Origin of the sequence: Vulcanisaeta souniana JCM 11219 (genome assembly GCF_026000775.1) — an archaeon.
Lineage (GTDB): Archaea > Thermoproteota > Thermoprotei > Thermoproteales > Thermocladiaceae > Vulcanisaeta > Vulcanisaeta souniana.
The window spans coordinates 1,022,963-1,047,806 of record NZ_AP026830.1; the positions used below are offsets into that span (position 1 = coordinate 1,022,963).

General features: G+C 44.0%; 23 protein-coding genes. 7 read left to right on the forward strand and 16 right to left on the reverse strand.

Annotation, left to right across the window (positions count from 1 at the left end):
• Window positions 1–23 precede the first annotated feature (23 nt).
• Window positions 24–1,190 carry a UDP-sulfoquinovose synthase gene (gene agl3 / locus Vsou_RS05500; protein ID WP_188602319.1) on the reverse strand — a complete coding sequence of 389 codons (1,167 nt, stop codon included), beginning with the start codon at window positions 1,188–1,190 and terminating at the stop codon, window positions 24–26.
• Between the two features lie 115 nt (window positions 1,191–1,305).
• On the opposite strand from agl3, the gene uppS reads away from it, so the two are divergent.
• A complete protein-coding gene (gene uppS / locus Vsou_RS05505) occupies window positions 1,306–2,022 on the forward strand; it encodes a polyprenyl diphosphate synthase (protein ID WP_188602318.1) in 717 nt (238 codons plus the stop codon).
• Window positions 2,023–2,029: 7 nt separating this feature from the next.
• On the opposite strand, the gene map is transcribed toward uppS, so the two are convergent.
• Window positions 2,030–2,935: a type II methionyl aminopeptidase gene (gene map / locus Vsou_RS05510; protein ID WP_188602317.1), complete on the reverse strand. Its 906-nt coding sequence runs from the start codon at window positions 2,933–2,935 to the stop codon at window positions 2,030–2,032.
• A gap of 107 nt (window positions 2,936–3,042) precedes the next feature.
• Between map and dnaG the strand changes: the two genes are divergently transcribed.
• Entirely contained in the window at window positions 3,043–4,413 is a 1,371-nt protein-coding gene (dnaG, locus tag Vsou_RS05515) for a DNA primase DnaG (RefSeq protein WP_188602316.1), read from the forward strand.
• 45 nt (window positions 4,414–4,458) lie between these two features.
• Here dnaG and Vsou_RS05520 read toward each other — a convergent pair whose 3' ends face one another.
• The gene (locus Vsou_RS05520; RefSeq protein WP_188602315.1) at window positions 4,459–6,813 is read right to left on the reverse strand and encodes a DNA-directed DNA polymerase; all 2,355 of its coding nucleotides are present in this window, start codon (window positions 6,811–6,813) and stop codon (window positions 4,459–4,461) included.
• A 79-nt stretch (window positions 6,814–6,892) separates the two neighbouring features.
• Window positions 6,893–7,357 carry an Lrp/AsnC family transcriptional regulator gene (locus Vsou_RS05525; protein ID WP_054843168.1) on the reverse strand — a complete coding sequence of 155 codons (465 nt, stop codon included), beginning with the start codon at window positions 7,355–7,357 and terminating at the stop codon, window positions 6,893–6,895.
• Between the two features lie 266 nt (window positions 7,358–7,623).
• Between Vsou_RS05525 and Vsou_RS05530 the strand changes: the two genes are divergently transcribed.
• On the forward strand, window positions 7,624–7,926 hold the full coding sequence (locus Vsou_RS05530) for a stationary phase-response protein (RefSeq protein ID WP_188602314.1): 303 nt from the start codon (window positions 7,624–7,626) through the stop codon (window positions 7,924–7,926).
• A 1-nt stretch (window position 7,927) separates the two neighbouring features.
• On the opposite strand, the gene Vsou_RS05535 is transcribed toward Vsou_RS05530, so the two are convergent.
• The 5 genes from Vsou_RS05535 to Vsou_RS05555 form a co-directional block, all read right to left on the reverse strand.
• On the reverse strand, window positions 7,928–9,259 hold the full coding sequence (locus Vsou_RS05535) for an NAD(P)-dependent malic enzyme (RefSeq protein ID WP_188602313.1): 1,332 nt from the start codon (window positions 9,257–9,259) through the stop codon (window positions 7,928–7,930).
• Window positions 9,260–9,362: 103 nt separating this feature from the next.
• Window positions 9,363–10,418 (reverse strand): ABC transporter ATP-binding protein, encoded by a 1,056-nt coding sequence (locus Vsou_RS05540; protein WP_229709659.1) that lies wholly within the window; start codon window positions 10,416–10,418, stop codon window positions 9,363–9,365.
• On the reverse strand, window positions 10,402–11,223 hold the full coding sequence (locus Vsou_RS05545) for an ABC transporter permease (RefSeq protein WP_188602617.1): 822 nt from the start codon (window positions 11,221–11,223) through the stop codon (window positions 10,402–10,404). The genes Vsou_RS05540 and Vsou_RS05545 overlap by 17 nt, the downstream gene beginning before the upstream one ends.
• A gap of 13 nt (window positions 11,224–11,236) precedes the next feature.
• On the reverse strand, window positions 11,237–12,418 hold the full coding sequence (locus Vsou_RS05550) for a substrate-binding domain-containing protein (protein ID WP_188602312.1): 1,182 nt from the start codon (window positions 12,416–12,418) through the stop codon (window positions 11,237–11,239).
• Window positions 12,419–12,505: 87 nt separating this feature from the next.
• Window positions 12,506–14,035, reverse strand: coding sequence for an APC family permease (locus tag Vsou_RS05555; RefSeq protein WP_308419783.1), 1,530 nt, complete (start codon window positions 14,033–14,035; stop codon window positions 12,506–12,508).
• A 122-nt stretch (window positions 14,036–14,157) separates the two neighbouring features.
• On the opposite strand from Vsou_RS05555, the gene cyaB reads away from it, so the two are divergent.
• Both cyaB and Vsou_RS05565 read left to right on the forward strand, forming a co-directional pair.
• A complete protein-coding gene (gene cyaB, locus Vsou_RS05560) occupies window positions 14,158–14,706 on the forward strand; it encodes a class IV adenylate cyclase (protein ID WP_188602311.1) in 549 nt (182 codons plus the stop codon).
• A gap of 34 nt (window positions 14,707–14,740) precedes the next feature.
• Window positions 14,741–15,922, forward strand: coding sequence for a putative sugar nucleotidyl transferase (locus Vsou_RS05565; RefSeq protein ID WP_188602310.1), 1,182 nt, complete (start codon window positions 14,741–14,743; stop codon window positions 15,920–15,922).
• Here Vsou_RS05565 and Vsou_RS05570 read toward each other — a convergent pair.
• Entirely contained in the window at window positions 15,899–18,820 is a 2,922-nt protein-coding gene (locus Vsou_RS05570; RefSeq protein WP_188602616.1) for a DEAD/DEAH box helicase, read from the reverse strand. The two genes, Vsou_RS05565 and Vsou_RS05570, sit on opposite strands and share 24 nt — an antisense overlap.
• Before the next feature lie 195 nt (window positions 18,821–19,015).
• On the opposite strand from Vsou_RS05570, the gene Vsou_RS05575 reads away from it, so the two are divergent.
• Complete coding sequence (locus Vsou_RS05575) at window positions 19,016–19,195, forward strand: TFIIB-type zinc finger domain-containing protein (RefSeq protein WP_054843161.1); 180 nt, start codon at window positions 19,016–19,018, stop codon at window positions 19,193–19,195.
• A 41-nt stretch (window positions 19,196–19,236) separates the two neighbouring features.
• Window positions 19,237–19,995 carry a hypothetical protein gene (locus tag Vsou_RS05580; protein WP_188602309.1) on the forward strand — a complete coding sequence of 253 codons (759 nt, stop codon included), beginning with the start codon at window positions 19,237–19,239 and terminating at the stop codon, window positions 19,993–19,995.
• Between the two features lie 110 nt (window positions 19,996–20,105).
• On the opposite strand, the gene Vsou_RS05585 is transcribed toward Vsou_RS05580, so the two are convergent.
• The 6 genes from Vsou_RS05585 to Vsou_RS05610 all read right to left on the reverse strand — a co-directional run bounded on the left by Vsou_RS05585 (window position 20,106) and on the right by Vsou_RS05610 (window position 24,749).
• Entirely contained in the window at window positions 20,106–20,669 is a 564-nt protein-coding gene (locus tag Vsou_RS05585; protein ID WP_188602308.1) for an XTP/dITP diphosphatase, read from the reverse strand.
• 34 nt (window positions 20,670–20,703) lie between these two features.
• Window positions 20,704–21,456 carry a protein disulfide oxidoreductase gene (gene pdo, locus Vsou_RS05590; protein WP_188602307.1) on the reverse strand — a complete coding sequence of 251 codons (753 nt, stop codon included), beginning with the start codon at window positions 21,454–21,456 and terminating at the stop codon, window positions 20,704–20,706.
• A 67-nt stretch (window positions 21,457–21,523) separates the two neighbouring features.
• A complete protein-coding gene (locus tag Vsou_RS05595) occupies window positions 21,524–21,970 on the reverse strand; it encodes a hypothetical protein (protein WP_054843158.1) in 447 nt (148 codons plus the stop codon).
• A 666-nt stretch (window positions 21,971–22,636) separates the two neighbouring features.
• Window positions 22,637–22,882 carry a 50S ribosomal protein L23 gene (locus tag Vsou_RS05600; protein WP_054843283.1) on the reverse strand — a complete coding sequence of 82 codons (246 nt, stop codon included), beginning with the start codon at window positions 22,880–22,882 and terminating at the stop codon, window positions 22,637–22,639.
• Between the two features lie 5 nt (window positions 22,883–22,887).
• Window positions 22,888–23,724, reverse strand: coding sequence for a 50S ribosomal protein L4 (gene rpl4p, locus Vsou_RS05605; RefSeq protein WP_188602306.1), 837 nt, complete (start codon window positions 23,722–23,724; stop codon window positions 22,888–22,890).
• The gene (locus Vsou_RS05610) at window positions 23,721–24,749 is read right to left on the reverse strand and encodes a 50S ribosomal protein L3 (protein ID WP_188602305.1); all 1,029 of its coding nucleotides are present in this window, start codon (window positions 24,747–24,749) and stop codon (window positions 23,721–23,723) included. Before Vsou_RS05610 ends, rpl4p begins: the two co-directional genes overlap by 4 nt.
• Between the last annotated feature and the right edge of the window lie 95 nt (window positions 24,750–24,844).

Below are 24,844 nucleotides of genomic sequence, written 5' to 3' on the forward strand. Positions count from 1 at the left end.
TTATTTAGTGTTGGGCATGGCATTCAATCTCTCCACTTAACCCTTGGCCTAAACAACGCCTCAATCCTCTTAACCCTATCAGCGTGTGGTTTCAGATCCTTGAGCATCATAACTACCTCGTCCTCCATCACCCTCGTAAGTCTATAAATACCGAGTTTAGGCAACACCCTCTTCTCCGGTTCATAGAGTAGGTCCTCCTCAGGCTCAACCCTAGGATTGGGCAAGTGCATTATTTCCGGTTCATAACCAAGGATTTGCTTAGCTACCCTCCTAATCAGTTCAGCCATTTCATTCAGAGTCTTTATCTCCCTATAGTGATGAACAGTCCTAAACTCACCAGGTTCTGGTGGGTTCTCAATAAGCGCCGCCAATGCCGTTATCGTATCCTCAAGTGATGTAAAGCCCTTCTTTTGGAGCCCGCTGCCGTATATAGTCAATGGATGATTAATGACCGCCTCAGCGCAGAACCTGTTTATCACCGTACCCCACACATCATCAACATCAAACCTAGTGAATAACTCCTCGGAAACAATGTCCGTCGTTCTAGTCCCATACACAGGGCCCTGGTGAAAATCAGTTATTGTCAAACCCCACAGTTTATTCGCATAGAGGAGCATGTATGAATCAAACACCTTACTCCAGTGGTACCAGGAGCCAGCCCACCTGGGGACGACAATCTTATCCCTGATGCCTTGTATCACGGCGTCGATAAACGCATCCTCAGGTATCCTAAACGCTGGATAACCATACTCACCTAAGGTGCCCATCTTAAGTACGTGAACATCCCTCTTGAGTTCCTTGATTGCATATATGACGTTTAACGTTGATGTGAGGTTATTAATTACAGTGTGCTTGGCATGCTCTATGTCAATCATCGAGTATGGTGCGGATCTCTGCTCCGCAAAGTGAACCACTGCATCAGGCCTATGCTTATCCATCGCCTTCCTTATTAGGTAGTAATTAGTGGCATCGCCCTCAATGAATTCTATCCTAGCGCCAAAGGCCTCCTCTACTGCCTTAATCCTATCCTGCATTGAAAGTATCGGTAGAGCTGAGTCAGAGCCTACTTCAGCCACGGCTTTCCTGGTATATAAGTTATCAATGCCGACGACTTCGTGACCCCTCCTGACAAGTCTTAACGCCAATGCCCAGCCTAAATATCCATCAATACCAAGTATTAATACCCTCATTATGCCTTCATCCTCGTATTTAGTGATATAAGTTAAATTTATTACCTAGCGGTTAAGACCGCAGATTAGGCGATGCATAACTTTAAAAGGGCAAATACGCCCAAAAGGCAATAAAATGCCGACAATAGTACCAATGCACATAGGTGTTATACCAGATGGAAATAGGAGGTGGGCTAGAAAGATGGGGTTACCAATAACAGAGGCCTACAGGGTTGGTTCAGATAAGGTTGAGGATTTCCTGGATTGGTCGCTTGACTTTGGTATAAAGATAGTCACAGTGTACGTATTATCCACAGAGAATTTCTTCAGGAGATCCAGGTCAGAGTTAGAACTTTTATATAGGTTGCTCAAGGAGAAAATGATTAAGATAAGAAATGACGAGAGAATACATAGGAACAAGATCAAGGTCAGGGTAATTGGCAGGACTTGGCTATTGCCTGAGGATGTGCGTAGAGAGATAGCGCTAACCGAGGAATATACCGCCGATTACTCCAATCATTACTTAAATCTAGCAGTGATCTATGGAGGTAGGCAGGAGGTCATTGACGCAATAAAGAGGTTATTTATTGACCTCAATAGCGGGAAAATAGGCGTCAGTGACTTGGATGAGAATACCTTATTTAAATACCTATACGTTAGCGATGAACCATACCCAGAACCAGACTTGGTAATTAGGACAGGCGGAGAACACAGAATAAGCAACTTCCTGTTATATGAAACTGCGTACTCCGAGCTTTACATACTGAATAAGTATTGGCCTGAGATCACGAAGGATGATCTTAAGGAGGCGCTTGATAATTACACAAAGAGGGAAAGAAGATTTGGGAAGTGATGATTCACTACTTTAATAATGAAAGTACGTTAACCACCGGTACGGCGCCGTCCTTCGTTATTATGAACGTATCCTCGACCTGGGCCACCATGCCCTTGCCATGCTCTATCAACACGGGATACCCATATATGTAGTCCTTCATGTGTAATTCGTGAATTAAATTACCAATCCCATCACCGAACCTTGGTACTAACCACCTTGGAGTAAATGGCAATGGACCTATTTCATTACTAATGTACGAGAGTACATCGTAGTGAGGATCCTTAGTCCTTGGGTTCTTTATTAATTGATAGATCGTGACCTGCTCCCCATCGTCCACGTAACCAGCGCCATTAGTGGAGAACGGCTCAACTGCGTAAACCTCTCCATCATTAATTCTCTGTTTATCGCCATTGTCATAATTAGGCACGGATTTGCCTGCATGTAATTCATACTTCCTGATCAAGTGACCACTCAAGTTCTTAATGGGCTTGAACCCATAGGATCTTATCACCCTCTCTATCTGTGCGCCAATTGAGGTTAGAGTAACGCCTGGCTTCATACTCAACTGCGCCGTCTCTAGGGCCTTCATTGACGCCTTTATTAATTGGCTATACATTGGATTAAAGGTTACTGTGACGGCGGTGTCCACTATGTAACCATCAATGTGGGCACCAAGGTCTATCTTTATAATGGAGCCCTTGGGAATTACTGACTTATCGCCTATAACTGCGGTGTAGTGGGCAGCAATTTCATTTATACTCACATTAACTGGGAACGCGGGCTTCGCCCCGCTCTGCCTAATCCTGTTTTCCACCCTGTCGCAAAGCTCGAAAATCGGTATCCCCGGTTCTATTATGGACATTGCGTAATTAAGGGCGTCCCTTGCAATGGAACCAAGTTTTTCATAAATCTTTAATAAGTCCGTGGACACGTGGTATGCCGCATTGACTCCTTTAAATAGCCTTGCCCTATTAGTAATTGTTTTTGCCAAGAGAAACTATTTTAACCTAGTTTAATCTTGAAATACTTGGTGTCGTAATGGGAGCCTTAACCATAGTAGCTAAGTATTTAATAATTGCGAATGTGGAGGTTCAGGGAACAGTGGAGAAGTACGACATAATAGGCGCATTGTTCAGTCAAACAGAGGGTTTGTTGGGTAATGAACTTGATCTTAGGGAGCTTCAAATGAATGGTAGGATTGGTAGGATAGAGGTTGAGGCGGAGTATAAGGGTGATAGGACCATTGGTAAGGTCTACATTCCATCAAATCTGGATAGGTATGAAACAGCCCTTGTGGCTGCAATGATAGAGACCGTGGACAAGGTGGGTCCCTACAACGCCAAGGTTCAGGTTGTTGAGATTAGGGATTTGAGGGAGGAAAAAAGGAAGAGGGTTTTCGATAGGGCTAGGGAATTGCTTAAGCTTGTTGAGCATGAGGCGTTGCCTGACACTAAGGAGTTAATTACGAAATTCATGGAGAGCATTAGGGAAACTGAGGTGGTTGAGTATGGGCCTGAGAAATTGCCAGCGGGACCTGAGGTTGATAAGGCGGACACGATAATAATTGTTGAGGGCAGGGCTGATGTACTTAATTTAGTGAAGCATGGGTTCAAGAACGTAATAGGCCTAGGCGGTTCAAGTGGTGGTGTTCCAAAGACCGTGATAGAGCTAAGTAGGAAGAAGACTACAGTGGCCTTTGTAGATGGTGATAGGGGTGGCGAAATGTTACTTAAGGAATTGCTTAAGTATGCCGACATTGACTACATTGCCAGGGCACCGCCTGGTAAGGAAGTTGAGCAGTTGACGGCCAAGGAAATAACGAAGGCGCTCAGGAATAAGATACCCACTGAGGAATACCTAGCGAGCCTTGAGAAGAGGGAGAGAAAGTTAATTGAGGAGGCAAGGCAGTCACAACAGGAGGTACCACAGCCGCAAGCAATAGAGGTATCAATACAGGAACAAACACAGCCACAGCCAGCGGAGAAGGTCCAAGTAATACAACAGCCAGTACAGCAACCACAACAACCCCAGATCGTGGCAACATCACAACCTCCAAATCCACAACCATCGCAGTCTCCACAGGTAAGTCTTGAATTGCCGCAATTACCACAAAATGTCGTTGATGAGATGAAGAAGCTAAGTGGTACCCTTGAGGCGATTATTTATGATGATCACTGGACAGAGATAAAGAGGATACCCGTTAGAGACTTAGTGGATACGCTTCAGCAACTAACCAACGCATATGCAGTCGTTTTTGATGGCGTATGCACACAGCGTCTCGTTGACGTAGCATCAAGTAAAGGCGTCAAGCTATTGTTAATGTCAAGGGTGGGTAATATAACGAAGGTGCCCACTGACATGCTAATACTAACAATAGATGAATACTTAAGTAAGGCTGGAAGTAAGTAGTGATTTCAGTTATCTTAAAACATTTTAAAAATAATGCATTGAAAATTAAGAAAAGTAATCAAGTATTGATTTACCAGTCTTTCCCATCATCAACTGTGACTCCTTAACTCCCAGAACCTCCAGTATTCTCATGGCGGCAGGCACAATCTGCTTCTCAACATAGTAATCAATATCGATTTCCCTATTATCCTTAACAAGCATGTATGGCTTTACCCTATATGCTAGTTTTGCGCCACCGCCCTTGACAATAACGTAACCTACTATGTCGCCCTTACCAACCTTATAACCAGCCTCAACTAATTGCCTTGCTGCCGCAACATGAGGAGTTAATACCTTATAATCATCCAGGGACTTATCAAGGGTTTTCCATATGATCACATCATCAATATTAAATTGATATGCCTTAACCTTGTCAATTATGGACTTAACATAAGAAACCGCCCTATCAACATCACCCGTGGATAGGACTATCTCGGCAACTCTCTCCTGGACATCCTTGGCAATCTCAGCCCAATCACCCCTAACTGCCTCAAAACCAACAATATCGATCTCACCACTAACCGTCAAGCCAACATACCTCTTCTTAGCCTCAGTAAACAAAACCCTCCTATACACCTTATCAACCTTCACTTCAAACCCAAGCTCATTATTGATATAATCAATTAGGGCCTCAACCTTATCACTAATATTCCTAACAAATAAGCTATCAGTATCACCATAAATAATTGGAAGACCTAAGGACCTAGCCTTCTCAATAACAGTCTTAAGTAAGTTCCTGCCCCACGCAGTGACCGACTCTGCGACTTCACGCCTATACCATCTAGCCCCTAACCAACCGCAGTAACCATACATGGCATTAGCCATAACCTTAAGCGCCCTCTGTCTCTCGTTCAAAAGAACCCACTCAGGGCTATTCTCTGGATAACCCCTCATTAACTCCCTAACCCTACGCCTACTATCAACTAAAACCCTAAGTAGTCCTGGATACAATCCCTCTGGTGCTTTTCTAAATTTGTAACTAACCTCAGGGGCCACATTGCAATCACCACAGTCCCCATGTACCAAAGTATCTGGTGAAACGTTATACTTCATCATAATATTTGGATACATACTTGAGAAATCAATCACCGCAATATCTTCATGAAGGCCAGGCCTGGGCTCGAGCACCACAGCACCTTTGTAGGTCTCGTAGGGCCTCTCCTCACGGTTGGGCGCCAATTCGCCCCTCTTAACGGCCTCATAGAATATCATCCACTCAACCCTAGCACCAACACTAGCCGCACCTACTTGATCTAGTGGAAGCCCTGATATTGATGATAATTGAATAGCAAATGGAAGAAGTTTCTCAGCTAAGCCATAAGTACTTACTATATCATCCCTGGCGTACTTAAGGAGTTGATCGCGCTTAGACTCATCATCCCAGTATTCATGTATTCTATGGCCAGGTATTAAAACACGTTCATCCCTCTTCATTATTCCAAAGAACTCCGCAGCCCTATCGAGACTCTTCACCTTTATTTCGTTAATTTCCTCAATGAAGTTATAAAGATCGACATTAGCCCTACCAATTATTGACCAATGCCCATAAACACTGGGCTCAGGTGGACTACCCATTCTGGATAATGCCAGTTTAACGCCGACCCTGGAGGATCTATTCACCAAGTAGGGCCAATCGAAGCCATTATTGTTGTAGCCAACAACAATGTCTGGGTCGTACCTCCTAAAGTAGTCAAGGAATTCCCTAATTACCTTACTATCGTTCTTGCCATCATCAGCCACAAACATCTTAATGCCATCCTCCTTAGTCATAGTGGATATTATTATCACGGGATCCCTATCAGGGCTCGGCATGCCTCTTGGATTATAGACCTCAATATCAAAAACAAGTATCCTAAAACTAGGTAATCTATGTTCCTCAATCATCCTGGGTCTTGTCTTGGCAAGGCAAACCAAGTCAACTTGGTAATTACCCTTAACCTCCTCACACTGATCAACAACAACCCAATTACTTGGCTTAATACTCATATCCAGCAGATACCTCTGTGAGAACCTAATATCGGCCTCAAGTACATCCTCAACACCCGGAATCTCCGCGGCAAGTTCCCTGAGTTCCCTAATCTTCTCAGGGATTGTTGCAGTTACCTTAATTGCATCTACCTCATTACCAAATAACCTGCGCTTAACTACCTCTACGCTTAACACTCTACCCTCAAACTTACGCTTGACATTAGTGAATACGGCATTAACATCACCAGATGCTAATACATAGAAGTAGGGTCTAAAGGACCTGTCTAGGACAAGAGCCCTCTTGCCATCATTAGTAATACCGAATAATCTAATCTCCGGCGCATTACCAACTATGCCATAAGTTACGTCCAATAGCCAAAGGGTTAATCCCATTAATTAGAATCAAAACAACAAATATCTTAAACTTACTCCTCATGTTTTAATAACGGCGTCCCAGGGCAAGGCAATTGTTCTAAATAGGTAACCTTGGGTCCTCCTTAATTACCTTAGCAACTATCAATGTTGAGGTCCTCTCAACCTCCTCCATGTTCATTATTTGTTCAAGGATCCTAAGAATCTCGTCCTTACCACTGGCCCTAACCTGCATTACAAAGTCCCACTCACCAAATATGTAGTATACGGTGGTAACGCCGCCAATATTCGCCAGTTTCTGCCCGATTTTCTCATGATAGCCAGGCCCGTACTTAGCCTTAACGAGTATCACGGCCACGTAGTCCTTACCCATCTTCTCAGGGCTTAGCTTAGCGTGGCAACCAAGTATTATGCCCAACCTCTCAAGCTTCTTAATCCTATAGTATACGGTGGATTTCGAGATCTTCAGCTTATTAGCCATTTCATCTAGGGTAATCCTGCAGTCGTCCTGTAACATCTTCAGTATCTCAAGATCGGTCTGGTCAACCTCCTCGGTTATTGACATTAGGTGGACTTAAATGTACTTATTTAAAAAACATTCGCTTGTTATAAAAATATTCATTCTATACCTGGTTACTTTATATAATTATTGTATATACGTACGAATTATGAAATCAATTAATGATTATCATGTACATGAGAACGTAAATAGTTCATGCATGATAAATCCATGAAAAAATATGAAATTTATGACCTAATTAATGAATTAATCAAAGAAAATGTTTTTATATTGGTTATTAACGATTGTTCAATCAATAGGCTTTTCTGGTGATGGTTATGTCAAGTAAGCAAGCCCCTGGTTTAAGCAAGGATGAGACGGATGAGAGAATAAAGCAAGCCCTCTATTATTTAACTAGGGTCATCCAGGACATGGGCATACCTAGAAATATCAGGAGGGCTGCCAGCGAGGCTGCCAGGATACTAATGGACCCAGGCATGAGCCCAGGCCTAAAGGCAGCAACAGTGATTAGCATACTTGATGAGGCATTGGCAGACCCAAACATGCCGCTTTTTAGTAGGGTTATTTTCTGGCAGGTTATTTCACTACTTGAGCAGATAAAGGACTCTGTATAGATTATGTTAAATCGCTCAATAAATCCCTTATTAATCCCCTCCCAAATAGTGTCTCGATCATCATCCTAGCCGCGGCTATAATCTCCTTAGCTCTCTCATACTCCTCTCTCCAGGACAATGGCTTCCTTGCTATACCTTGTTCCGTAGCCTTAACTGCAACAGCCGCAGCAACCCTCGGGTAGAAGTCCCACTCCTCCATGGTTGGCAGTATCTTGTCTGCACTTAATTTATCGCCAACGAAATTAGCAATTTCCTGCGCCGCAGCTAGTATCATTTCATCAGTTATTGTCCTGACCCTGGCATCCAATGCACCCCTGAATACGCCAGGAAATACAAGGGAATTATTGACTTGGTTGGGGAAGTCGCTCCTGCCAGTGGCCACAACCTTAGCACCAGCCTCCTTGGCCTCCCAGGGCCAGATCTCGGGTATTGGGTTTGCCAGCGCGAATACTATTGGGTCCTTATTCATAGACCTAACCCACTCCTTCTTAATCACGCCTGGTCCCTGGACCGATGCGGCAACCACAGCGTCGGCACCGACAAGAGCCTCCTTAATACCGCCCCTTCTTCTCTCTGCATTGGTCTTTATTGCTAAATCATACTTCCAAGGATTGGTAAGCATCAGCTTGTCCATATCCTCCCTCTCAGGGTGCAGTATTCCCTTACTATCAACGAGCATTATATTGCCTGGTTTAACGCCGTACTTAATCAATATCCTGGCTGCCGCTATATTCGACGCACCGGCACCAATGAACACTATTGTGGAATCCTCAATCCTCTTACCAACAACCTTAAAGGCGTTAATTAACCCAGCCAGTATTGCGCCGGCTGTTCCCTGTTGGTCATCATGCCAAACAGCAATCCTTAGTTCCTCCCTTAATTTATCTAAGACATAGAAGCACTTTGGTGATTCGGTATCTTCAAGGTTGATCCCGCCGAAGGCAGGTTCTATCGCCTTACCAATGTTAACAAGGTCATCCTGGGTACTAGCCCTTACGGGAAGTGGTATAGCATCAACACCACCAAGGTACTTAAAGAGGAGGGATTTGCCTTCCATAACAGGCATCGCAGCCTCCGGGCCAACATTACCAAGCCCAAGGACCCTACTACCATCGGTCAATATCGCAATTGCGTTCCACCTCCATGTGTAATCAAAGGACTTGTCAACATCCGCATTTATTTCCTTTGAAACAGCTGCCACGCCTGGTGTATACCATATCGAGAAGTCCTGCAGGCTCCTAACCGGCACCTTAGGGAGAACCATTATTTTCCCTCCATACCTCTTCGAGGCCTCAATTGCTACCTTAAACCATTTATTTGATTCCTCACCCATCGATTGTTATGCGCCAGAGGATTTATATTGATTTCTAAAGATGAATTCGGCAATCGCTTAGTATAGAATTTATGCGTCAATCATTCATATGCATGCAAATAAATTAATTATCACCCTTAACAACATGGACACTATCCCTGGGTATCCTAAGCATCACCTTCTCGCCAGGTTTAAAGGCAACCCTTGAAAAGGCAACAAGCGATAGGTCATTATCTACAGCAACCAAAACGCTATAACCAAGCCTATTCCTAATAATCTCACGAACAACGCCTCCAACCACATTATAATGATCATTATTATCACTAACCCCCAGTACCTCGATCCACTCAGGCCTTATACATACGTAAACCTCCCCATCAACTTCTCCATTAACATTAAGTGAAATGCCATTGCCCAACCTAACCAAACTTCCGTTCTCCGTTCTCTCCGCTAAACCCTTAATTACGTTTTGAAAACCAAGAAAGCGCGCCGTAAAGACCCTACTCGGTCTAGTAAATACTTGCTCTGGGTCTCCCTCCTCCACGACCTTACCCTCATTAATTATTAATAATTTATCAGCTAATGAGTAAGCCTCATCCCAGTCATGAGTCACGTGTATAACGGTTATTCCATACCTCCCAGGCAACTCCTTTAATAAGGGGATTATTCTCTCCTTGGTATCTCTATCAAGCATTGATAGAGGCTCGTCAAGTAATAAAACCCTAGGTTTAACAACAAGGGCCCTCGCCAAAGCAACCCTCTGTTGCTCACCACCACTAAGATTAATAGCCCTCCTATTGAGTAAATAATCAATACCTAGGTCCTTGGCCATTTCCTGAACCAACCTACGCCTTTCTTTCTTAGGCACACCCCTGAATTTAAGTCCATACTCAATATTTTCATAAACAGTCATATGATCAAAAATGGCATAGCCCTGCGGTACATAGGACACGTCCCGATTCTCCGGCGGTTCATAAGTCACATCAGCGCCATCTATAAACACACCACCCTCACTCACCCTGTAAATACCGGCAATAATCTTCAATAACGTGCTCTTACCAGAACCAGTGGGACCAAGCACTATATTGTATGTATTGCGCTTGAAAACGACATTTACTGGGCCGAATGTGAAATACCTTAAATGTACAGTAACCCCCCGTAACTCAACCATGCCAGGCATTACCACCACCCAGGCTAACCAAAATCCTATATGCAACGAAAATTATCAGCATAATGACCACAAGCGCTGCTGAAAATTCCACGGCATTCACCAAACCAATGCCCACATAACTCTCATAAATGTACACAGAGGCTGGGTAAACGAGGTTTCTGCCAAATAACACATAGTAGGCTACAATGAATAGGGCACCGGCCTCAGACACCGACCTGGCCCATGATAATATTGCGCCTGTGGCCATCGGCCTCCAGATCCTTGGCAGTATTATTGACGTGAACACCCTTAATCGACCCGCACCCAGTGTTCTAGCCACGGCCTCCATGTCAGGACTTACCATCCTAATTGATGCCTCAACAACTCTTATGTAGTATGTGGATGACAGGAAGGCCACGGCAGCTGTAGCCCCCCACAACGTATTAATGAAGTTTATGCCATGCGCCTTCAGGAAGGGACCAAGGCCATAACGCGATGCGAAGGCTAGAACAATCATTATACCCACTATTATGTGTGGTATCATTATCGGTACATCAATCAAGGCATCAACAACGCTCTTCAGGTGAAACTCGTACCTAGCCATCACGTATGCTATTGGCGTACCCATTATGATTGCCACCAGGGCTGATAATGTGGACATGACCACGGTAACCTCAATAGCCTGAATGAAACTAATTACCGAAAGTGCCCTTGGGATCATTGGAAGACCAAGAACTATTAGTAGGGCCAGCGGATATATTATGAGAATTGAGAAAATGAAAATCGAGACCAGCAGTATTAGGAAAATGAAAATGTTTCGTTTTAATAAATGCATACTTTTAAGTCCCTTAGCCCTGGCTTGGGAATATGGATGCATACTGCGGGTACTGGCTTAGTGGTGCAACAAAGGGTTTAATTGCATTAGGCACAGCACTGTAATTACCATAGACTATACCAGGTATTATGGGTACAATACCATTCTCCTCAAGTATCTTTTGACCAATTGGACTATAGAGCAGTAGTAAGAAGTACTCTGCGGCCTGCTTATTTGGTGCCTGGAATGGCACTGTTATTGTATAAACCACTGGATTGCACGCAAAGGTCTTTGTGACCCCATTCTCAGTCCAAGTAACATTAACCTGGTGGTAGTAATTGACGTAACTTAGATTACCGAGATTTATGAATGGAGGTAGTGTTATGAACACGGTATTATGATATGTCTGTGTTTGCGGTATTGCATTGCTCTCGTAAGCCGAGAGTATGAAGTCCACCTGCCCAGAGGTCATTAGTGTTAGTAGGTCTATCTCCGTGTTTCTCATCATGTACTTACTTGGGTTCCCATAAATAGCGTTGTATAGATATGAGGCATTATTAAAGAAGGTGAGGCCGGCCAGCTTAACGACACATTGGGCTTGGTAACCAGATGGATCCGTGAATGGGTTTGAGACACCAACAACTGTGCTTGAGTTAAGGGCTATTATCTGCCAGATCTCTTGCCAGGTCTCATTGTACTGCGCAGACATTGGTGGGTATGACTGTGCTTGCTGCCATAGTTGGTAGACCTCCTGACCGGCTGTGGTGTTTAGGTCAACTATTATGACCATCTGTGTTATGCCGAAGGCTATTTCGTAATTAGTGTAGTTGGGGAATAGTACGGAGGGTATTGTTGTTGTGTCCGCAGAAGCCACAACACTGAATTGCTGAGTGGTTGCCTCAGTATGGGCGACCTCACCACTGCCCTTAAACATGGCAGGGGCTATCGTTATGGTTGGGTACATGCTCTGCATTACATTAAGTATATCACCAAAGGCAAACTTTAGTGTGCCAGCGGCACCAACTGCGAAGGGTGCGGTTGATACCGTGGTTGTCGTATTAGCCGTGGTGGTAACAGGGGTGGTCACATTAACATATTTAGTAACAGTAACTGTCTTGGTAACAACCTTAGGTGGCATTACTGCATAGCCAATCGCTATACCAACCACAAGACCTACTATTAATCCAATGACTAACCAAACGGTTGTGCTTGCCATACGCCTGGATTAATTTTTTCTTGTATTAAAGTTTTATTTTTTATCTGATAATTGATAATTAACATTCAATTTTTAAATAAATTATGATCACTCTGGCGGTATCTCTGTATAGGCTACTGATATGTCTATGCCATACCTCCTCAGACTAATGTAGCGGGATACTAAATACACCGCTATACCGAGTATTACGGCGCCGAGTTCAACGCCGTAGGCCAGCCAATTACCGCCCCAAATCTGTGGATAGGCAAGGAACTCGTAGGTTATGTATGCCATAACACCAAACATTAGTGCGCCAAAGATCCCTAAAATAACCCTGGACCTACTGTTTACATTAAATGATGAATACTTGAGTGTTGCTATTATGACTGCTGCAACGCCAACTACCATGTAATAGATTACTGCCTCGACGACAGCCCCGTAAAGCGCAGTGAATGTGTTATAGATAATGCCTGCTGCGGCTATTAAAGCTGCCGTTATCACTAGGTCGAATGTGTGTGCGTATATTGGTGTTCCGAATCTTGGGCTTACGTAGGCGAAGACGCTTGGCCATACCCTGTCAAAGGCAAGGGCAAACCAATACCTAACAACTACGATGGCGCCATAGGCCAAAACAGCCAGGTACCACGTGACTGATGAAATGCCAATAAACCAACTCAATGCTGCATTGTGTGATGCAACCATGGCGATCGTCCAGAAATTCAAAATGCCATTAATGTTATAGTTCGACAAGGCAGCGGTAACGAAATTAAAACCAAGCGAATAATACATGGCCTCAAACCCGAGGGTTAGGAATATCAGTGAGAATAGGAATGCCATTGGTACATTCCAATGAAGGGCATTCTTACCCTTTATCTCGGAGGCAATTGCCGGTCCCGCGTTTAGCCATGGGTAAACATATATTGCGAAAAAGGGTAGTAGCATCAGTATTGTGCTCATGGAGAAGTAAGGCCCTGTATAGCTACTGGCTACCTTAGAGTAGGTGTAGCCGCTCGGTAGTAGTGAGGATACTGCACTGATGATCTGGGCCTTAGGTGTTGCGAAGAGCACTACTATAGCTGCCAATAATCCAAGAAGTGATATTGCGGTTAATGCCGTCATTAATTTAACTCCGTATTTAGTCCCAAGTATGTTTACAATGACTATCACGGCGAAGAAGGCAATACCTATGCCCACCTCCTCTATTGTGGAAAGGGAGATGTTAACACCGAGTATTGGTAGTACTGCCTGCAGTTGAAAAACTGATGAGAAGGCTATTAATGCGTAGTACGTTAGGCTTTCTATTATGAAGCCGAAGACAAGGCCATTGGTTAGCCAGGCCAATTTGGGTCCTAGGGCTCTGCCTAGCCATACGTAGTCGCCGCCTACCCTAGGTATGTACCTGATTAATGTGGAGTAAACGATTACCTGCGGTAATGCAAAGAGGGCAGCTATGAGGGAGGCATATACAAGGTTTGCGCCTGCCACGGTTGGTAATGCGGCCAGTGTAAAGCCTATGGATGCCAGTGCTGCTCCTATGGACATGTTGGCAATATTTATTGAAACGGCATCCCAAAGATTTGCTGACTTGACTAAACCCGTGGACTCCCTAACGAAGACTCCGTATTCCTTGCTCATCATTATTGCATTTATTTTAAATTATTAATAAACCCTATGCCTAGATTTCCCGTTTATTGTTTAAACAATTATTTAAATAACAATCAAGACATACCTTAAAAAGGAGAAATCAGTGTGCATACACCGTGTTTGAGGTTGAGGTTAAATACAGGGTACCTAACCATGATGCAATTAGGGATAGACTGAAGGCATTGAATGCGAAGTTTCTTGAGCACACTGAAGAGACAGATATATACCTCAACAGTCCATTAAGGGATTTCGCAAAAACAGACGAGGCGCTCAGGGTTAGGGTCTATGGCGACGGCACTGTGGTACTAACGTATAAGGGCCCACGCATTGGTAATGTTGGGAAAACCAGGGAGGAACTGAGCGTCACAGCAAATGACCTTGACAGTCTCCTAGAGATCCTCAGGAGACTTGACTTTAGGGAAGTGGCTAAGGTCGTGAAGAGGAGGGATATTTATAACTATGAGAATTTCACAATATACCTGGACACGGTTGAGGACCTGGGAAGCTTTGTTGAGGTTGAGACAATGGTTAATGACAAGGAATTGATTAATAGAGCAACCGATGAGGTGCTTCAATTTGGCGATAAACTTGGCCTTAAGAGGGAGTGGATCGAGAAAAGGACCTACCTAGAGCTAGTTCTTGAACGGGGAAACGAACGTAGGTAGACCTTAAATAATTCACTACTGGTTAACATAACATATGAATTTTGATAACGTTGTTTTGATCGAGGATGACTACAGGGGTTATTACCCGATCTCGATTAGCACGCCGCTTAGTGATTTAATTGTTGGTGGGCTTCGTTACTATGAACACATTGTCCTATGGCTCATGAGCATGGGGCACAGTGCTGATTTATACGTGGTTACTCGTGATTACTTGGCAAGGAATTGGCGGGGCACGACTGAGTCACTATTATCCAGGCTTAACCTAAGGTATTCAATAAGGTATGTAAGTGATATTAAGGACATTAGTGGTTCATCAATCATGATAAATACCTCCGTCGTTCCCCAAATAGACATTCTAAACAGGACATTAAATGAACTTACCCCAAGCACTGAGATCAAATGCGGCGATAGGTTGTTAATTAAGGTTGTAAATAATACTAATGACTTAGTGAACAATAATGTAATTGATAATTGCGATTTGCCTACATTCAGTGGTATTTGGTCATTAATTAGGTGGAACACCGAACTCCTACGTAGTAACTCCAAGTATTTAATAAGGGTGCTTGGGGATAGGTCCGTAAATTCTGACATATCACGTGGTGCGATCATTGATGAAAGGGCAGGTAATGTAATAACAATAGGCTCATCCATTGAGCCACTGACTTATGTCAAAGGGCCATCACTATTGGGGCCTGGCACCAGGGTGTTGCCTCACGCATATGTCAGGGAGGGTACGGTTCTATACATGGATAATGCGGTTGGCGGTGAGGTCAAGAACTCAATAATGGACATGCATAGTCTCAAGGAACACTTTAGTTACCTGGGTGATTCCTACGTGGGTAGGTGGGTCAACATTGGAGCTGGTTCCGTAACGTCTAACCTGAAGAACACCATTGGTAATATTAGGTATATGGGCATTGACACCGGCATGATTAAGCTTGGTTCAATAATTGGTGATTGGGTTAAGGTAGGGATTAACACGTCAATAATGAGTGGTAAGTACATTGGACAAGGAAGCAGTATTGTTGGTCTAGTTAGGGATAATATTCCGCCTTTCAGGATATGCGTGAACAATGATTGTGAGAAGCTAAGGATTGATAAGGTGATTGAGATTTACAGGAGATTTGCTGAGCTGAGGAGGATGAGTGTTAATGAAAACGAGATTTCACTAATAAGGGCTGTTTATGATTTTTCACTCCATGAAGCGTCTTCTTAATTCCCTCTTTTCCAGCTCATGAATCACGAGTACCAACCTATCGATATTACTTATCTTCGGCAAGAATTCCTCGATATCATCAATCCTAACCCTACTTGATAATGCAAGCACTGCTAGCTTTCCATATTTACCAACGAGGTCGGCGGTCCTGTTTATGTATTGTATAATCTCCTCATCATCAGACCTTACCCTACCCTCCCTCCACCTCTCTACGACCTGCCTTATCTTCTCCTCATCAACCCTCAGTGCGCCAAGTCTCTCAGAACCACAGTTGGGGCATTTTGGTTTGTCAGGTAAGTCCTTGTTTCTGGCAGAGCCGACCCAACCACAGTTAAGGCATACAAGGGTCACTGACTCGTTTAGTAACCTTGCCTTAACGCTCTCCCTAACTAGTTTATCAAGTCTCTCCGGTGCCATGACCTCAAGCCTATGGCTTATCTTATCAACGATCTCCCTGCCCATTGGGCTAAACTCATTCCCTTCTATCGTAACTAATCTCCTATCGCCATTACTCAATGATTTTAGGAATGAGTAGGTATTGTCTAGGTCAAAATCTCTCGTTAGGACCTCCTTAAGTGTCTCGGTAAATACCGGGGACCCCTTGTAAAGCTCCACTAGGTTCGTTATTGCTAAATCACTCATTTCCCTATCCTTCTTAACAACATTGAATCGTCTGGCAACGTGGACAAACTTCCTCTTGAAAATCCCTGTCCTTATTATAGCCCTGATTGCGTAATCTATGAATGTCTTATCATCCATATTGGCTATATCCATTATTGTTTGAGTGACCAATGTAGTATCGATACCAGGTCTCGGTAATTGCAGTACTACGGCGTAGGCATCCTGCTGGACACCCACTGGATAACCAAGTCTCTCGGTTAGCACTTCACCAAGCATCCTGGCCACTGTCCTGTTAACAAGAGTACCGCCATGCGTATACAACACTATTAAATCACCAACGCGCTCAAGGAGGACAAGCCTATGGGAAGGCACTGGAACACCGCTCTCGATGTGCTCCATGACCTTATTAACAACATACTTAATGGTATCCATAGACGCACCTAATTTTGAGGAGAGCAACTCAGTGGTTGTCTCAGGCCCCACCTTAGTAACGTAGTTACTAACTTCCTCCTTGATGATGCCAACATCCTGAGCCACTTCGAACGGCACCGGGATCTCCTCACCGACCCAAGACGGTATTGCCCCAACGGTGTCCTTGGCAGGAACAACATATATGGTATCACCAACAATCTTCTGGAGAACCCAAACGCCGCCTCTAAACACGAACTTTATCCCTGGTTCACCATACTCAGCCACAAAGGCTTCATCTAGCACCCCAATGGGTTCATCACTTGTTTGGTTAATGACTAGGTAATGCTTTTCATCGGGTATCATGGACATCTGCTCAAAGAAGTACCTATACAACTCCCTCCTAGCCCTGAAGCCACTTGGCTTAAGCACAGTGCCGTCATTCTCAACGAAGTAAGCAAGCCTAGGATTCAACACCTCACTCATGAACCTCAGGATACCCTTAAGTTCCTCAATCGATAACTTCCTGTATGGGTAAGCCCCCCTTATTACGTTATAAAGCTCATCAATGGTCCACCTATTCTTAATCATCAACAAACTAACTATCTGATGAACAAGCACATCGTATGGCTTATCAGGGATTTGCGTAGCCTCAAGGAGCCCTGACTTAGCTCTGTTAACTATGGCGATTGCCTCAAGTGTATCATTTAAATCCTCAGTGATTACCACACCCCTAGGGACCTTATCAAGCCTATGACCACTCCTACCAATCCTCTGAACAAGCCTAACAACTTGGTGAGGCGATAGGTACTGGATCACGAAGTCCACGTGGCCGATATCAATACCTAACTCGAGACTTGACGTTGCTATCACAGCCTTCAATTTACCGTCCTTAAAGGCTCTCTCCGTGGTTATCCTAGAGACCTTAGACAGTGAACTATGGTGTATACCAATGGATTCATAACCAAGCATGGCAAACCTATACATGAGCAGTTCAGCCATTGATCGTGTATTAACAAAGATTATTGTTGAACCATTCCCACTCACTAAGTCCCTAATGATCCTAAGCCTAGTGACTGCATCTGGGTATAAGTAAACGTTCTTAGCCATCTCCTCATCCTCCTTGGTAGGTGTCGGGTGAATAACATCCATCTTCATTTCCCTGACTATACTTGATTGTACGATGTCGCACTCATCATCACCAACGAGGAACTTGGCAACCTCCTCGGGACTACCCACAGTAGCTGATAAACCAATTATTTGTGGTTTCCTACCAATCAACCACTTAATCCTCTCGAGTGTTAAGGTTAATTGCGTACCTCTCTTATCCTCGGCCAGTTCATGAATTTCATCAATGATTATCCACCTAAGCTTCATTAGGTGTTCCCTTAGTCTCTTGCCTGACAAAATAGCCTGAAGGGTTTCAGGGGTTGTTATGAGCATCTGCGGTGGATCCCTACTCTGCTTAACCCTATCGCTTTGGTCAGTATCCCCATGCCTAACACCAACCTTAATACCAACCCTCTCACCCCACCAAACAAGCCTATCAAGCAAGTCCCTATTTAACGCCCTGAGGGGTGTAACGTAGAGTATGTATATACCCTTATCAGTAAACTCACCCTTATCCATACCCCACCTAAGCATTGAGAGGACTGGTAAAACGGCAGCCTCTGTTTTACCGCTACCTGTCGGTGCAATTATCAACACATTACGACCACTGAGTATCTTGGGAATGGCCAGCCTTTGAGGCTCCGTCGCCCTTAGAAAGCCCCTCTCTGCTAATGCAGTTTGAACCAGGGGATGGAGTAATTTATAGGTATTATCCAATTCCCCTTTTGGAGATATAGTAGTTTCTGTACTGCTTTTCATTGGATCAACACTATACAATTAACACCATGGTACCCAACCCGTTTTAAACCATTTGCTTCAGTTAAAGTGAAAGTCATATTCACGAAACTTATAAATAACCTGCGAAATAGAAAATGTAACACTTAAATTACGAGCAACATCAGTTAACAATATTAATGCGTAAGCCTAATATTAGGGCTTGATAGTCATTGATTAATGCTTAAGTGTAGTGCTTGTGGTTCCACCAGGGTAACGGTACTCATTAACGGAAAACCATACTGTAAATACTGCGGTACAAAGATCCTAAGGACTCACCTGGTGAGGACATTATTAAACATGAAGCGTGAGGGATTAATAACATCGATAATAAACATCGAGAATTACGAAGACTCCTAGTAAGAAAACTAAAATAAAACCCAGTATACATCCCTTCACTAATGATGAATAGGTATGGTACATTCCCCTCGGCATTACTACTTGGAGTGATCCTAACTCTTGTAATGATCGCCGCGGTAACCCATGCAGAGGCTGGTGTAACTACGAACCAAGTAAATAATGCCATTGTTGAGGCACTGGAAAGATGCGGTGTAAATCCATACACTGTATCCGTAACGGAAATCACGCCAATAGTACAAAACGGCTCAATAACAATAGAAGCAGCGCTTAGTAATAATTATAACCTTAAAATAGTGATGAACCTAACGAACAAATTAATACCAGTTAGTGACATAAATATAGCGGTAACTCATAACTCAGAAATTTGCAATTCAACAATCCAAATACCTAATCCACCAGGCAACTACAGCAATACAGTTCTGGAGGCAAATCATTTTATTGAGGTGATTTCATACACAGGTTCTTCACCCATGACAACCAGTAGCATGAACACGTTGGTCGTATATGGCACAAGTATTGACTCGGTAATAGTCATACCAAATATGACGGCCTATACAGGCAATATAGTGTGCAATACGGGATCCCCAACAACACCAATCTACATAGTTGGGCTTAATAAGCCAATGCCGATTATGTACATAATACAGCCATCAAGGCCCATTACATCACTACTATGCAGGTATAGCCAAACCATGGGCGGTAGTTACCTATTAATGGCATTACTAATAGGTATAACTGCAGCCTTGATTTATGAATCAATATTAGTAATAATTAAGGTATACCACCCAACACATCCCTAATTATGGACTGTTTCAGATCTAATGCATGTTTAAATACTTTTGAAACGAACTAGAAGCAAACCCGTTAAGGTAAACGCTTGTTGGGAATAAGGCAATGAAGAAAACCCAAGCTATCCCTTGCCCAGTAGCCAATTACCTAACGCCCTGAATGCCAAGGCCCTATGAGATAATTTGTTCTTGATCTCCGGTCCTAGTTCCGCAAAGGTTTTGTTGTAACCACTTGGTATGAATATTGGGTCAAAGCCGAAGCCCTCAGAACCCCTGGGTTCCATGGCTATACTACCACGCACAACACCAATAAATAACTTTATAGGTATCTGAGGACCGCATAGACCAACTACTGATTTAAAGTATGCCGATCTATCGTTAATACCGTTCATAAGCTTTAGAATACCGGTAAGCCCTATCGTCTTATAAACGTATGATGAGTAAGGGCCTGGAAACCCATTTAATTTATTAATGAATAAGCCATCATCCTCAACAACAAAGTACTCACTAATGCCTCCAGTGCATATGTTGGTTAAGGCATTATTAACTATATCCTCAAGGTTATCGCTCTGGATCTCTATCTTCCTATGGTTAAGATCCATGACGAGTTCAATACTGAATTCCCTAAGGACCAAAGAAGCCTCATGAAGCTTACCCTCATTGCTTGTCACGAAGAATACTCTCATGGCCTAATTTTACGGTGTTACACCATATTTAAAACTATTGCGAACCAACACCACTATAATCAAGCACCTTCTTTAATAAATCACTCTCCGGCGGAACCCCTATGAACTCCACATTACCAACGTCCTGATCCTCCCTCTTTAGTACCACCGTGGGTACTGCAGTAACCTGGTAAGCATCAGCTATGTCGCTCTCCTCATAGGCCTCCACTGTTATCGAGACAACCTTACCCTTACTGTCATAGGCAAACATGTTCGCCATTAGGACCGCGTATGGGCAGTATGGACATGATGGCGTGACCACTGTTAAAACCTCGACCTTCTTGCTATTGTCTGCGCTCATTAAGGCCTCAAGCCCCTTTTTGGTCTTTGGCCTTAGCTTGGTCTCACCAACTGATATCCTGACTATGGTCTCTATGAAAGCCCTAACTTCTTCACCAAGTGGCGCACCCAGGTACTTAATTGCGCCATCGAGTAGGTATATTACGGGAACCCTTGGTAGCTCTACATTGTACTTCGCAAACAATCCATTGTTCTCCTCATACTTGATTTTTTTCAGTATTAGCTTCCCAGGTGGTGCTAATTCGGCAAGTAGGTCCAGTAGCTCCTCGGTTGGAACACACCAATTAGTGTCCCTGTTACCGCAGGTATTGCTTGTGAAGAATAATACCTCCACCGGATTCTTCATTTGTGATAATATCTCCTTTATTATCTCCTTTGTTTCCTCATCAACCTCTATGTGGGGCACCTCCGATGTGCCCTGTGGCTTCTCGAAGGGTGTTGCAGACATTCTATCTTCGTGGAGAATACCCCTATAAAAAGCCTTTTTTCCCATTTATTTTCAATAGTAAAAGGATCTACCTACTCCTCCTTGTTCTTCTCCTTGCGCTCTTCTTCTTGCCCTTGGACCTCGATTTCTTCCTCCTGCCCTTCTTCCTAGACTTACTCCTCGCCTTCCTAGTTTCCTCAACCTCACTCGCTGCCTTATCGACTAACTCCTTGATAATGCCACCCTCAATCCATGAATTTGCCTTGCCGATTTCATTATCCACCAAGTCATTAATTAGGGACTGACCGACCTGGTCCACGCCAACCAATAACACCTTAGCAAGGGCCTTATTACCATCAAGACTTACTATACTTGAAAACTCCTCGCCAAGCTTCTCCCTAATGTACTTCCTCAACTTCCTATATTTCTCCTCGCTAAATCCCCTAACGTACAAGGTTTCCAACAGATACATTTGTTCATCCTTAGCAAAGATAAACTTCAAATCATCACCCCCAATATCCTTGATCACGTCCACGCCCCAAGAACCTAATCAAGCACTAATAAACCTTACATCGTACCTATTTACCTAGTTAAGCGATAATTAATCCTAAAGCCTTCAGTACTTAAAGGATTCCTCATCAAGTCAGTGAGGTGAAGCATCTTCATCATTGTACAATCCACATACGTATTTAAATAACTTTTCGTCCAACTACTAGCAATCCAGCACGCCTTCCGCATTACCAGTAATACCAAGTCGTGAATGGCAGTACGCAATCAGCGCCCTCATTCGCAGAGAATGATGCCTCGGCGATCACCTCGTAACTCATTACTCCCGTCACACCACCAACCAACTCGAGTACCCTATTCCATGTAGTCAGCGCGGAGCCTATTATCAGGCGGCAAGGACAAATAATGGAGCATAAATTTTTGATGCATTAAATATTGGTATTATTAAGTCAAATGAAGGGCAGTAATTGCCGCGAACCAATGAGCCACAAATACTTTTAACCATGTAATTAATCATGTAATAGGTGATGCAAGGACTTAAGTACTGATGGATGAGGAGGAACCCACGTGCTGACCATTTCTTCAATCCTTGATCCTCGAACATGAACACTCATACCTTAATTAAATTACCAAACCCACATTACCCAAGCGTAACGAGTACCTCCGGGATAATAATCATGTTTATCCAAAGGAGTTATACTAGGCCTAATCGTCCAAGTAAGTCATAGGCATTGTTCTCCGGTGCTAGCTTAACATACGCCTTCTTTTCACCGGTCATTGTTATTAGTGTGTTCACACCTTCGACCTTTACGCCATAAGTCTTCTCAACGTAATCCCTAATTTCCTTCTTAGTGGTGTCCCTGGGCACGATTATGGTTATCTTATTCTCCCTCTCGGCAAGCCTAAGGCTCTTCTCTGTTAATACGAATCTCACTATCACACCCATCACCCCATGAATAAGCCCTTTCTCAATTCTTCAATCGCGCCTAGGGTCCATAGTGTTAACCTACCAGGAACACCACCAGGCGCTAGGTATAGTACGCTAAGGTTCCTCACTGGGACCACATCAACACCCGGTAAATTCCTTGCAACTCTAATCACTGGCGAGTCCGTGGATGGCACAACAATGAGCACACTCTTACCCTCCTTATATCTTCTACCCCTCATCTTACCCTTGCCGGACCTGATCCTAATCCTTTCCGCAACCCTCTCAATGTCATCCCAAAGCCCTAATGACATGAGGGTCTTCTTGAGGTCTGTCATTACGCCTATTCTTCCAAGGTCATCATTAACCACTAAAGGTATCTGCGGAACCTTATCAACCAAGTGCCCCCTGGCGATCACTAGATCCTTTATTGCAGTTGATGCTATGGCAGACCTAATGGCCTTCCTACGCTCCCTCTTATTGATTTTCTCATGTAGGATCTTCTCAACCTTAGGTGGGTGGGCTCTCCTACCCTTGACAACGTTTGGCGCTATCCTTGCCGTTGGCCAGAGACTGCCCTTGACCCTGGGAACCCTGGCAATACCTAGTCCTATGCCGAAGCTCACGGCCGTAGTTCTATTGCCAGCCATTGGGTCAGTGCCCTTGGGCTGTAGTCTAGCTGTTAAAGCACTGAGGTAAGCCCTTAGTATTAAGTCAGGTCTTATTGATTCGAGGAATTGCGGTGGCAGTGTCACATCACCAATGGTACTGCCACTTAGGTCGAACACCTTCACTGTAGTCGGCACCGTGTAGACCGGCCTTATCAGTGGTGATAAGTCTAGGGACACCATGCTCATGCACCCTGCAACTGCTGTGTTGATAACCAAACTATTTGAATCTTACCGGTTGGGTAGGTCTGTGGCCTTGGTCTCACCGGGAACCTAAGGGTCACCAGTCTCTTGACTATGCCGGGTACTGTACCATCAAGGACTATGTATTGTCCTTTAATAATGCCGTAGTGTGGGAAGCCCGAGCTTGGTGTTACCTCAACGCCGTTAAGGCCTATCTTGAGTATCCTTTTGTTATACTCAGTCCTCTTGTGTAGTCCCATCTGCCCTGGTCTTGGCGTTGTGAAGGTTAGGGCAGGATTCTGTGGGCCAATGGCGCCGATCCTCCTATAGCCCTTCCTATGCTTGTGCCACTTTGGTAGTATCTTGACATTGAACCTCTTAACTACACCCTGCCATCCCTTACCCTTGGTTATCGCCGCTACGTCAACGTACTGACCCTCGCTAAACACATCCGTCACATTAATATCCTTACCAAGCACAGATTCTGCGTATTTAATTAATTGATTAGCATCATCAACACCACCAATGGGTATTTCTAAAAGCTCAGGGGTTTTCTTACCAATGCCACTAAGCCTTGGTTGTGTTGCTACAAGCGCCCTGATTTCCGTAATAACGTCTACATTATCAAGTATTCTCTTCATCATTTCCTCCTTATTAAACTTCTCAGGGAGTGTTGATATTCTCCTGGCAATGTCCTTTGGCACGTTGGGCATCCAGACCTCACCAAGGCTTAGCTTTAGGTTCCTCCAGGGGTCATAGGTGTATGCCCTAAAGGCTATTACCTTAATTGGCGGCGCATCCAGTATGGTGACTGGTCTAATAATCTCCTTGCTGTAGAATGGACTTGTTGGTCTATCATCAATCATAACAACATGCGCCATGCCAGCCTTATAGGCAGCAAATCCAAGCAATATGGGCTTACCGCCATGCGGGTCAGGCCACACGCTGAACTTAGCCACTAGGGACTCGGCACGTTTCCTTGGGTAGTAAGCCATGGATCCACGCTTAGGCCTATGAATCTTTAAACCCATAGTTCAGCCTACGTAGTCACAACCCTATTTAAAAATTATTAGTTCCCTCCAGCTTGACAACTTCCTCACAGGTTTATTACTTGCTTTGCCCAAAC